Here is a 10,757-nt window from a genome sequence, read left to right on the forward strand (position 1 = left end):
TTACGGGGGTTCTTGCCCGGGTTCTGGCCGGGGTGCTCGCCCGGGTCCTTGCCGGTGCCCTTGCCAGGGTCGTTACCTGGGGCCTTCCCGGGGTCGTTCGCAGGGTCGTGGCCGGGGTCGTTCCCGGGTTCCTTGCCTGGGTCATGGCCCGGTCCCTTGTCCTTGTCGTGCTCCTTGACCTCGTCCTTGTGGAGGGGCTTGTCGACTGATCCGGGATGGGGCGGGGGCAGGACCGGGTACGGCGAGTCGGGTGTCTGGCCCTTGGGGGAAGGGACCTCGTGGTCATGCTTGCCCTGCACGTCGCCGCTCGGGCGCTCGTACCATCCCTTGCGGTCCTGGTCGTACATCGTGACGGTCTTGACCGGCTTCTCGGCGGGTTTGACCGCAACGAGGTCGGAGGACCGGAACGACGACCACTCCTTGCCGCTGTACGTCTGCATGCCCTTGACCGCGACGGGTGGGCCCAGGGGGTTGCCGCAAGCGCAGCGGACGCGGGGCACGCCGCGGTCGTCCACCAGGACGGGCGTGCCGGCCTGCAGCACCGCCTGGTAGCTGGTGGGCGCCTCATTCTTGTACCCGTGGTTGGTGACCCGGGTGTCCCAGCTCAGCCGAACGGGAGTCAAGGACCGCAGATAGGAGGGGATATCGGGCTGCTGGATGTTCAAGGGGGCGGCGAAGGCCTTCCCCTTGGCCGGGTGCTGGGTGAGGTACTTGATCTGCTTCTCGACGTCGCAGCTCCCGACGTTGCGCGTGCCCCCGTACAGCCCCGGATGCCCGCCGTTGACCTCCAGGGCGCGCGTGGCGTCACTGCCCCTCCTGCCGTTCTTCGACTGGCCAGAGGTGGCGGGTGTGACCGCGGCGTCCTGGGACTCCGTGGCCGTCGAGGGGGTGAACGGATCGGGGCCGGCCGCCGAGGCGGGCTGGAGGAAGACCTCTCCGCCGGCTGCCTGGTTCCCGCCCATGACGGTGAAGGCCAAGACCACCGCCGTCGCCATCACCACCACGGCGCTGGCACTCAGCACGGTTCTGCGCGACCGCCACCCGTGAGCCGGCCCAGCCAGGCGCGGGCCCGGCCCACCTGGCCCACCCGGCCCGCCGGTCGGCGGGCCAAGAGGCCCCGGCGGTGGCGGCGACCCGGGCGGCGGCGAAGGCTCCGAGGGCGGAGGCTGCTGATTCGTCGGCCGACCGGACAGCGGACCGGACGGGGGGCCGGTGGGCCGCTCGGACGAAGGAGGCAGGGAACTCACGACACTCTCCCCCCGACGTAGGCCATCGGGAAAACGTTAGAAATCCGCATTGCTCGCTCCTTATCGTCATTAAGGCCTCCACGTCTTCGAGGCGTGGATCATGGAAATTCCGCTCCGGGGGAAAAGGGTGAAGAGGCGGCCGGACGGGCCCGTCTCCTCACGAGCCGACACGGGTGGACCAGCTGTTGCCTGAGCCCACACCTTGAGTAAGCCCCCACCCCTCGGGTCGCGTCATGCCGCGAGCTTTCGGGACTTGACAGGCGACACACAGGCCACACCCGGCAGACATGCCCACCCTTCTCCCCAGTCCTGGGAAATGACCACGCGGGCAGGGCGGATCGTCCAGGCGGACGACATTGGGGTCCAGGCCGGCCCGCCGAAGGCCCCTTCGACCGTAGTCGTCACGGAAGCGCCGTCATACCCCGACAGTTGGCCCTTTGGAGCTTCAGTTGCCCTTGCGTCCGAGCGCTGGCCTCGCGGCGGGTTCTGCCCGCGACACAGCGTCGCCCTGGGGGGCAGACTGCGCACATGCAGCTCCCCGCCGAAGCCGCTGCCGCCACTGTGCTGATCGAGGTGGTGAGGATCTCCGCTATCCCGGCCGGGCGAGGCGTGCCGTACCCCGGCAGAGTCGTCGCCGACTGGGCCGGTGACGAGGCCACCGAAGCGCTGACCTTGATCGAGAACCTGCCTGGCGGCGAACAGCATCGCTGCGGCTTCTCGCCAGGCTGGAGCATCCGGGCGTACGAGGACTCTCTGGGCCTGGCGCTGTTCGAGGCAGCGTTCTGTTTCAGGTGTCACGAGGTCCGCCTGCACGGAACGGCCGTGCCACCCGCGCTGACCACCCAGTTCTTCGGCGCGGACGCCACCGCGGCCCAGGCCCTCCTGGCTCGCCTTCGCCAGGCCGCCGTGTAGACGACAAGCTTCAGGATGTGACGCTCTGGCTGGCCGGCCGGGCCGACTGTCGAGGGTCTGTCCGACGGTTCAGGCTCCTGGTGCCTGTCCAAAGGGCTTGGGCTTGCGCTTTCCGTTGCGGCAACTTCTACGGTCATGCGTGTGGCCGGAGAGACCGGCCCGGCGAGGGAGGCACCGGCCATGGCCTGGTCGATCGCGGAGGTGGCGCGGATGTCCAAGGTGACATCGCGGACGCTGCGGCATTACGACGACATCGGCCTGCTGCCGCCCGCATGGATCGGGAGCAACGGGCACCGCTATTACGAGGAGGCCGATCTGCTGCGGTTGCAGCAGATCCTGCTGATGCGGGAGCTGGACCTGGGGCTGCGCGAGATCCAGGCGGTTCTGGACAGCCAGCTCGACCAGGTGGCCGTGCTCCGTGAGCATCAACAACGGCTGCTCGCGGAACGGGACCGGCTGGAGACGCTGGCCCGTACGGTCGGCCGCACCATCGCCGAACTGGAAGAAGGTAAGGACAAGAGCCACATGACGAAGATCAACAAGCCGGAGAACCTGTTCGAAGGGTTCCAGGCCCCCTCCGAGGCCGAGGCCGAGGTACGGGAGCGGTGCCCGCAGGCGTGGGAGCAGTCCCGGCAGGCCGTCGAGGCGATGACCTCCGAGGACACGGAGCACTGGCAGCGTGAGGTGACGGCGCAGATGATCCGTATGGCGGAGTTCATGGTGGCCGGCACGCCGGTATCCGACCCTGCGGTACAGGCCGAGGTGGACGCCAACTACCAGGACATCTGCCGGTTCTGGACCCCGACCGCGGCCGCGTACAAGGGAGTGGGCCAGAGCTATGTCGACGACCCGCAGATGCGGGCCAACTTCGACAAGATCGCCGACGGTCTCGCCGTCTACCAGCGCGATGCGATGGCCGTGTACGCCGATGCCCGGCTGAGCTGAGCGCATGCGCCTGAGGACTGTTCGGCAGTCATGAGCGCAGCCAGAGGCGAATGGCTGTCCAAGGAGTTGTGCTTCGCCGCCACGCCCAATGAGGAAAAGACGACCCAGCCGCCCACCAACCCGGCCACGCCGCCGGTCATGCCGTCGGACAGGCTGACGCCGGGGGCCGGGCAGCTGGCCGGTCCACCCCCCGGGGCCCCCGGGCCCTCGGTCCTCGGCCCGCCCCCGTCCAGCATGGCTTCCCCGCTTCAGCGGGGTCCTGGCACGAACCGGCGCGGACGCCACCGGATGGCTGCTGGCGGACGGAGGAGTACTCCTGACGGCGGGCGGCGGCGCTGTGTTCGCCGTCCGCCGACGCCGCAGTGCCACCGATGACAAGGCGGCCACCAGTTGACCGGCCCGCCACTTGAACTGAACGCCCCAGGCCGCAGGCCCCGGGAACCCCAGACAAGGGTGGTGTCCTTTGACATCGAAGTTAGTCGTGTGCAGCCCTGTGACCTGGGCCGACTAGGTTGGATGTCAACTTGCCGGTAGGGGGGTGGGGCTCGCGGCTACTGCTTGGTGCCGACCGTGCGCAGTGTGGCGAGCACCAGTGCCTGGGTGACGGTGACGATGTCGCTCACGCGGACCTGTTCCTGTGGACCGTGTGCGAGGCGTACGTCGCCGGGGCCGTACTGCAGTGTGGGGATGCCCGCCCCGGAGTACAGTCGCAGGTCGCTGCCGTAAGGGGCGCCTCGCTCAGAAGGTCGAGGGCCGCTGGTGACGTCGGCGTGCGCGTCGCCGACCTGGGCCGCAAGCGGATGCCCGGCTGGCAGCCGTCCGCTGGCGAACTGCCCGCCGGGCCACGTCACCGTGGCGGGGTGGGAGCGCAGCCAGGAGTCGGCCGCGCAGGCTTCGGCCACGCACGCCTCCAGTTCGGTCCGTGCCCGGGCCGGATCCTCGCCCAGCCGGACGCCCAGTCTTCCCTCGGCCACCAGCAGGTCGGGCACGCTGCTGGCCCAGTCGCCGGAATGGACGGTGCCGACGGACAGCGGGTAGGGGATGGGGTATTCGGACATGAGCGGGTCGGCGCCGGCGTTGCGGCGGGCTTCCAGATCGGCGAGCGCTCGGTGGATGGGCAGGTATGCGTCGATGGCGCTCACTCCCACGTATCTGGTGCTGCCGTGGGTGGCCCGGCCGGGTACTTGGATGCGAAAGGTCAGGGCGCCGGCGTTCGCAGTCATGAGCGCGCCGCCGGTCGGTTCGGTGATGATGCAGGCGTCACCGGTGTGGCCGCGTTGGAGGGTGCCGAACGCTCCGAGTCCTCCGTCCTCTTCGCTGACTACGAAGTGCGCGGACACCTGGCCGCGCAGCCTTGCGCCCGCCCCCCGTATCGCGGCCAGGGCGGCGAGTATCGCCACCACCCCCGCCTTCATGTCGCACGCTCCTCGTGCGTGCACCACGTCCCCGGTAACCCGGGGGCGGAAGGGGCCACCCTCCCATTGCGCCAGGTCCCCGGGAGGGACGACGTCGACGTGCCCCTGGAGGACCAGGGTCGGCCCGTCGCCCTGGGGCCGCGTGCCGCCCACCAGGCCCCACGCCTCCGTGCGCGGGGCCTCGCTGCCGGGAAAACGGGGATGGGCACGAAGCTCGGGCAGGTTCATGGACCACAGGTCGACATCGAGGTCCATCCGCTCCAGATGCCGGGCCAGGACGTGCTGAAGCTCGGACTCCGCGGCGCTCCCCGTCACGCTCGGAACAACGAGAAGTTCCAGCAGCAACCGGGCGATGGCCGCCTCGTCCACCGCGGCCAGTGCCGAGGCTTCCACACCGCTCAGGCTTGCTGTCATCTCAACACTGCTCCCGGCACGTGACATCAGGACAAGCCGGAGACTATGTTCAGCGGATCAACGCAAGCAATCGCCATTTGCTGCTGCCTGCTGTCGCTTTCTTGCAATGTCAGCCGGTTCCTGGCTGATTCTTGCGCTGCGCCGCAGGCTCTGACGTGTGGAGTGGGATCATGGACGCCATCGATGAAGCGATCATCCGCTGCGTGCTGCACAACGCACGGGCCACGTACGCCCAGATCGGCAAGGCGGCCGGGCTGTCCGCGCCCGCTGCCAAGCGGCGTCTCGACCGTCTGGTGGCCACCGGCGCGATCCGCGGTTTCACCGCTCTCGTCGATCCTCAGGCGCTGGCCTGGCATACCGAGGCTTTCGTCGAGGTCTACTGCACCGGCAATCCCACCCCCGCCGAACTGCGCCAGGCCCTGGAGGACATCCCCGAGGTCGTCGAAGCCTGTACCGTCTCCGGCGCCGCCGACGCGGTGGTCCACATGCTCGCCAGAGACATCCCCCACCTGGAACAGGCCATCCAACGCGTGCGCGCCACCGCTCCTGTCGAACGGACCGAGAGCGCCATCGTGCTCTCCCGGCTGTTGAACCGGCCTCGCGTGTGATCGACACCATGGGATCACCGCGAGTGCCGAGGCTCGCGTCGTCCGCCGGCCAACTGTGACCGCTCAAAGGGACCAACTCAAACGCTCAGTCACATCAACGATTCTGCTCGTGCTGACGCTGTTCGGGGTCGTGTGTATCGGATGTAGTGGCGGATGCTGTCGTACGTGACCAAGTAGTCGTGGTGGTCCATGAGTTCTGTCCAGATCTGCCTTCCGTTGAGCCTTCTGTTGATCAGGCTCTCTACCAGGTCGGCGAGTTCGCCTGTGATGGGCTGGGTCAGCAGACCCGTCTCTGCGGTGGTCAGGCGTGGGAGCTCCAGGGCGAAGCGGACGTCCCAGGACCGGAGGTTGTAGCGCTTTGCGAGCGTGCGGATTTGTATGCCTTCAAGGGCGTCTTGGGCGATGCGGTGGGCCAATCCCTGGCGCCGGGTGAAGGGGTTCTTCCTGGGGAGGCGTCGGCGTGTTCTGTTCGTGCCGCCCAGGGCGTTGGCGTCAGCGAGGGCACGTTCGAGTGCTTCGGGCGAGTGGCCTGCGGTCGTGGCGAGGTTTTCGAGGAGTGGTTTGCCGAACCACTGCGGTGGGCCGCAGAGATAGCAGTGCAGGAAGCTGGGCTTGAGATGGTTGGCACGAGCCAGGCGCCGGATGTACGAGTTGGCGGATTCTCCGAGACAGAGGCGGAGTCGGATCGGCAGGGGCGCAAACCGGGGCGGTAGCTCGCTGTTCATCGGGAAGTAGCGGTCTTTGTGGCCATCGACGCCGCGGTGTGGGCGGTGTGGTCGAGGGGGATGGCCTGGAGACTCTTCTTGGTGATCTTCTCGCTGCCGGTGAGGATGGCATCGAGGGCGGCTCCGCGGATGGCGTGGGAGAGGGATCCGATCATGCCGCCGGTGTGGTTGTGCAGGAAGCGGTCCAGGCCGGTGAGGGTGCCGGGGCGGTGGTCGTGCAGCCGCAGGGTGTCCTCCATGGTGGCGACCAGGCCCTTCCATTCGTTGTTGTAAGGGAAGGGGCGGGAACCGGGCCGACTGGAAGGACGCCGGTGCGGTTGGCGCTGGAGTGGCGATCACGGCTGCTGCCGCGGTGGCGGCGGGTGTGCTCGGCTGGCTGGCAGGCCGCCGCACAGCGCTCCCCGCTGCGACGGGGCAGCCCGCTGGGGGCGACGTCATGGAGATCCCGGCGGGGGAGCACCTTGTCTGGCTCTCCCGGACTTCCAATCCCTGGCTCTACCTCACCGCCGCGCTCACGGGCCTGGTGGCTGCGGCCGCGGTCGTGGCGGCCGCGGGTGGCCTGATCGGATTGCAGTGGGTACTGATCGCCCCGTTCGCCATCGCCTCGATCCTGGTGCTCGCCTGCTCCTCGGTGCAGGCCCGCGTGACGGGGGCCGGGCTGGAGGTGTCCTTCGGACCCTTCGGCTGGCCGGTACGCCGCTGGGCTCCCCAAGACATCGTCTCGGCGCGCGCGGAGAGGCGTACGCCGGCACAGGTGGGCGGCTGGGGCTACCGGCTCAGCGGGCTGGGCACCACCGTCATGCTCCGGGCCGGTGAGTGCTTGGTCATTCACCCCCGCAACGGCACCGAGTTCGCCGTGAGTGTCGACGACGCGGAACGCGGCGCCGCCCTCTTCAACGCCCTTTCCGCCGAACGCTCAGGCTGATCGACAAGTTGACCTGTACGGTTCAGGTATTCGACGGCGCATGAACGGCCCCGACCTCCCCCAGACCCAGGTGAGCCCCACCAGCCCAGCCCAGCCCAGCTCGCCGAAGTCGAATGGAGGGCTGGCTCCGTAGCAGGTCGCTTGACCGGCTCCAGGCAGCTCAACCACCAGGGCGTTGGCGTCGTGATCCAGGCCGAGCACGCCTGGCTTACTCTGAGCGGCGTCCACGCCATCGGAGCCACCACCATGACCTCACCCCTCTGGCGCTTGCTGAGCACTGACCCCCGGTCGCGGTGGTGAGTTTCGCCGAAGTCCTCGGCGCAGTGTTCTCAGTGCCGCAGGGGGCGGGGGTGGGGAAGGCGGATGCGAAGCTCCGATCACCGGTGCGCGGCGTTGTGCTCGGCGTTCCCCCAGGGTGGCTATGACAGCCTGGACGATGTCCTCGTCCCCGCCGGTGATGGCCAGCGCTACCAGGCCGGGCTCGCGATGTGCTGCTCGTCGATTGTCTTCATGGCCGCTGCGACGGCGGTGGAAGCGCAGCGGTTCGCCGACGGCCGCGGCTCCACCCGCACGAGGGAGTGATAGCTGCAGGCACCCGCCGGGCCGGGCACTCTCGCAGTGTCGGGGTGCGACCCCCGTCGCGGCCTCGGTGGCCAGAGCCGCACCCCGTACCTCCGAACCTACCCCGCCGCCGAAGCCTCCGGTGCGGCTGTCCGTGAGAGGCCGCAATCCGCTTCCCGGGGCGTGCGTCACCCGTTCGCGCGCAAAAGGTGCCACTGGGGAGGGCGGGGAAGAGGCTGGGCGCATGTCCGCCAAGCTGATCGTCTACCCGCCCGACGAGCAGGGATGGCGCCGGGTGCGCTACGACGGCGTCGCCATCGGGGTCGCGCACGGGCCGTCCGACATTCGTGTCTTCCTCACGGCCGCCGGGCTGGAGAACACCGAGGACGTGGACCTCACCGATCCCGACTTCGTGGAGTGGCGAGGCGCTGGCCCCGAGGGGTGGGACCCGTCCCCTTGAAGCACCCTCCGCACCGGCGGAAATGCTGCTCCGTGCCGGGCCGCAGCGACGCCAGGGCGTGGCGCTCGCCGGCGCCCGCTCTGGGCCCGGGGATGCCGGCCACGGTGGCCATGCACTGCTGGGGCTGGGGCTGGGGCTGCCAGCCGGTGACCAGCACCCGTAGACGCATGCGCTCGGCGCGACGGTGCAGGTTCAAGATGTGGAGCACCTGTCGACGTCCGGTGCCGCGCTCCGTCGGGTCGGATGCACTCCACGGGATCAGCATTCTCGGTAGCGTGATCACCTACCGCATGGAGTGACCATGCACCCGGCTGGTCCGTACGAGGGCTTCCGGCGGAGGGTGAATGAGGCTGCAATGAGTGAACTGACGAAGCCCGAGATCGACCTTCCGGAGGGTGTTGCTCCCACCGAGCTGACCATCCGGGACCTCGTCGTCGGGGACGGGCCCGAGGCGAAGCCGGGCAGGGTCGTCCGGGTTCACTACGTGGGGGTCACCTTCGAGTCCGGTATGGAGTTCGACGCCTCCTGGGACCGGGGTGAGCCGTTCAAGTTCGCCGTGGGAGGCGGCCGGGTCATCAAGGGCTGGGACCGGGGCATCAGGGGGATGAAGGTCGGCGGCCGACGCGAGATCATCGTTCCCCCGCGCCTCGGCTACGGCAAGCAGTCGCCCTCGCCGTTGATCCCGGCGGGCTCGACGCTCGTCTTCGTGGTGGACCTGCTCTCGGTCGCAGTCTGAGGCCTGCTGCTGCCCGGCCTCCCCGTCCGGAACCCAGGCCGGGTAGCACCTGCTCGGCTGAAACCGCGACACCACACCCGTGCGCCCTTCAGGCGTCGCCACACAGAAGAGCGCTCGCTCGCCAGTGACAGCACGCGTCAGCGTTCGGGGTCCACAAGCGGCAGGTGCCACGGCAGTGGGCGTCCACGTCGGCTGGACCGCCGGGTCGGGCGACGGCGGGCCGGCGGCCGTGCACTCCGCGGAGCCGGTCATCTGCGCGGTGACCTCGCGCTCAGCAGGATCTGCTGAAGCCGCAGCAACCCGCCCTTCTTCTTCGCCGGCGGTGGTGGTTCCGGCCCCGCACGAAGCCGTAGCCGTTGACGCGGCGTACACACCGCACGTCAGACGCGCGCCGATCGCTCTGGGCTCGTGACGCAATCGGTCACCCGATCGTTCCGGGCACGGATCATCGGGTCCTGGGAGGGGCGTGATTCGTACGGTGAAGACATCAGAGGGAAGGACACGCACCCGTGCTGGAGCAGCTCAACGAGGCGCTCGACCACATCGAGCGCTGCCTCGAAGCGGAGGCCGGCCGGGAGGTCGACATCGTCGAAGTCGCGCGGATCGCGATGACGTCGGAGTACCACTTCCGGCGCCTGTTCTCGGCGCTCGCCGGGATGCCGCTCTCCGTGTACGTACGGCGCCGGCGCATGACGCTGGCCGGGGCCGAGGTGCTGGGCGGGGAGCGGACGCTGCTCGACGTGGCCGTGCGGTACGGGTACGGCTCGGGCGAGGCGTTCGCCCGGGCGTTCCGGTCGGTGCACGGCATCGGGCCGGGCGAGGCCCGGCGCACGGGTGCGACGCTCACGGCGCAGTCGCGCATGTCCTTCCGTGTCGTCGTCGAAGGGAGCACGACCATGCGGTATCGGATCGTCGAGAGGGAAGCGTTTCGGGTCGTCGGCAGGAAGGCGCGGGTCCCCCTCGTGCACGAGGGGGTCAACGCGGCGGCCGCGGCACACGTGGAGAGCCTGGACGAGCAGGCGATCGTAACGATGAAGAAGCTGGCCGACGGGGAGCCGAAGGGCGTCCTGTCGGCGGTGGTCCACCTGACCGACAGCCGGGAGGAGGGCGCTGAGGTGGACTACTGGATCGGTGTGGTCGCCGGCTCCGAGGCGGCCGCCGAGGAGCTCGACGCCCTCGACGTACCGGCAGGGGCCTGGGCGGTCTTCGACAACCACGGGCCGTATCCGAGCGCCCTCCAGGAGCTGTGGCGGGACGTGTTCACGCAGTGGTTCCCCTCGAACCCGTACGCGAGCCGGCCGGGTCCGGAGCTGCTGCGGACACAGCCGGTGGAGATCGGCGCGGAGACGGACTCCCAGCTGTGGATCCCGGTCGAACGGGTCAGCGGGAGCAACGGGGAGTGAAGACCGGGACGTGGACGTCGTCTTTCGGGCGGGCAGGCGACGTCCAGGTCCGGGTCCAGGATGCCGGGTCCCCCCCCCCCGCGAACGAGGAGCCGGCCGGGAGGCGCGCTGGGGAGGGCTGATCACCGCAGCCCGTCAAGCGGCCGCCGCGTCGCCGATGAGGCCGCCTTTTCGGGATCGTCTCCGGAAGCTCCAGCGAACCAAGAACGGCCCTGGGCACGCACATGGGCGGACTCGTTCCAATGGCGCGGCCGGCGGCCTCGGAGGCTGGGGTGGGGGGGGGGGGGGGGGGGGCCCCCCCCCCCCCCCCCCCCCCCCCCCCCCCAAAACCACCCCCCCCCCCCCCCCAACGCCAAGTGGGGGGGCCTTCCCCCGCCTTTCCCTCCCCCCCCTACTCAACACCCCT

At 69.6% G+C, this 10,757-nt stretch carries 11 protein-coding genes and 1 pseudogene; 8 read left to right on the forward strand and 4 right to left on the reverse strand.

Features of this window, described 5'->3' with window-relative positions; genetic code table 11:
* Nucleotides 1-1,022, reverse strand: a 1,022-nt coding sequence (locus AC07DU_RS33470; protein WP_479115680.1) for a DUF6777 domain-containing protein, incomplete at its 3' end; no start/stop codon positions are given.
* Between the two features lie 753 nt (nt 1,023-1,775).
* Between AC07DU_RS33470 and AC07DU_RS33475 the strand changes: the two genes are divergently transcribed.
* Nucleotides 1,776-2,159 carry a hypothetical protein gene (locus tag AC07DU_RS33475; protein ID WP_479115682.1) on the forward strand — a complete coding sequence of 128 codons (384 nt, stop codon included), beginning with the start codon at nt 1,776-1,778 and terminating at the stop codon, nt 2,157-2,159.
* 180 nt (nt 2,160-2,339) lie between these two features.
* Nucleotides 2,340-3,104, forward strand: coding sequence for a MerR family transcriptional regulator (locus AC07DU_RS33480; RefSeq protein ID WP_479115696.1), 765 nt, complete (start codon nt 2,340-2,342; stop codon nt 3,102-3,104).
* Nucleotides 3,105-3,655: 551 nt separating this feature from the next.
* Here the strand turns inward: AC07DU_RS33480 and AC07DU_RS33485 are convergent.
* Nucleotides 3,656-4,933, reverse strand: coding sequence for an ArgE/DapE family deacylase (locus AC07DU_RS33485; RefSeq protein WP_479115684.1), 1,278 nt, complete (start codon nt 4,931-4,933; stop codon nt 3,656-3,658).
* A gap of 170 nt (nt 4,934-5,103) precedes the next feature.
* Here AC07DU_RS33485 and AC07DU_RS33490 point away from each other — a divergent pair, with 170 nt between their 5' ends.
* Nucleotides 5,104-5,541 (forward strand): Lrp/AsnC family transcriptional regulator, encoded by a 438-nt coding sequence (locus AC07DU_RS33490; RefSeq protein ID WP_479036310.1) that lies wholly within the window; start codon nt 5,104-5,106, stop codon nt 5,539-5,541.
* Nucleotides 5,542-5,630: 89 nt separating this feature from the next.
* Here AC07DU_RS33490 and AC07DU_RS33495 read toward each other — a convergent pair whose 3' ends face one another.
* Together AC07DU_RS33495 and AC07DU_RS33500 are read right to left on the reverse strand one after the other, a co-directional pair.
* Nucleotides 5,631-6,266: a TniQ family protein gene (locus tag AC07DU_RS33495; RefSeq protein WP_479115686.1), complete on the reverse strand. Its 636-nt coding sequence runs from the start codon at nt 6,264-6,266 to the stop codon at nt 5,631-5,633.
* A pseudogene (locus tag AC07DU_RS33500) lies at nt 6,263-6,553 on the reverse strand (ATP/GTP-binding protein); the annotation flags it as partial. The gene AC07DU_RS33495 and the pseudogene AC07DU_RS33500, both read right to left, overlap by 4 nt.
* Nucleotides 6,554-6,594: 41 nt before the next feature.
* Between AC07DU_RS33500 and AC07DU_RS33505 the strand changes: the two are divergent.
* The 5 genes from AC07DU_RS33505 to AC07DU_RS33525 all read left to right on the forward strand — a co-directional run bounded on the left by AC07DU_RS33505 (nt 6,595) and on the right by AC07DU_RS33525 (nt 10,351).
* A complete protein-coding gene (locus tag AC07DU_RS33505) occupies nt 6,595-7,191 on the forward strand; it encodes a hypothetical protein (RefSeq protein ID WP_479115688.1) in 597 nt (198 codons plus the stop codon).
* Nucleotides 7,192-7,554: 363 nt separating this feature from the next.
* Complete coding sequence (locus AC07DU_RS33510; protein WP_479115690.1) at nt 7,555-7,773, forward strand: hypothetical protein; 219 nt, start codon at nt 7,555-7,557, stop codon at nt 7,771-7,773.
* Nucleotides 7,774-7,996: 223 nt separating this feature from the next.
* On the forward strand, nt 7,997-8,212 hold the full coding sequence (locus tag AC07DU_RS33515; RefSeq protein ID WP_479036299.1) for a hypothetical protein: 216 nt from the start codon (nt 7,997-7,999) through the stop codon (nt 8,210-8,212).
* A 355-nt stretch (nt 8,213-8,567) separates the two neighbouring features.
* On the forward strand, nt 8,568-8,948 hold the full coding sequence (locus AC07DU_RS33520) for an FKBP-type peptidyl-prolyl cis-trans isomerase (RefSeq protein ID WP_479115692.1): 381 nt from the start codon (nt 8,568-8,570) through the stop codon (nt 8,946-8,948).
* Between the two features lie 509 nt (nt 8,949-9,457).
* Entirely contained in the window at nt 9,458-10,351 is an 894-nt protein-coding gene (locus AC07DU_RS33525) for an AraC family transcriptional regulator (RefSeq protein WP_479115694.1), read from the forward strand.
* The last annotated feature ends 406 nt before the right edge of the window (nt 10,352-10,757 follow it).

Source organism: Streptomyces sp. NPDC045695 (genome assembly GCF_056432025.1).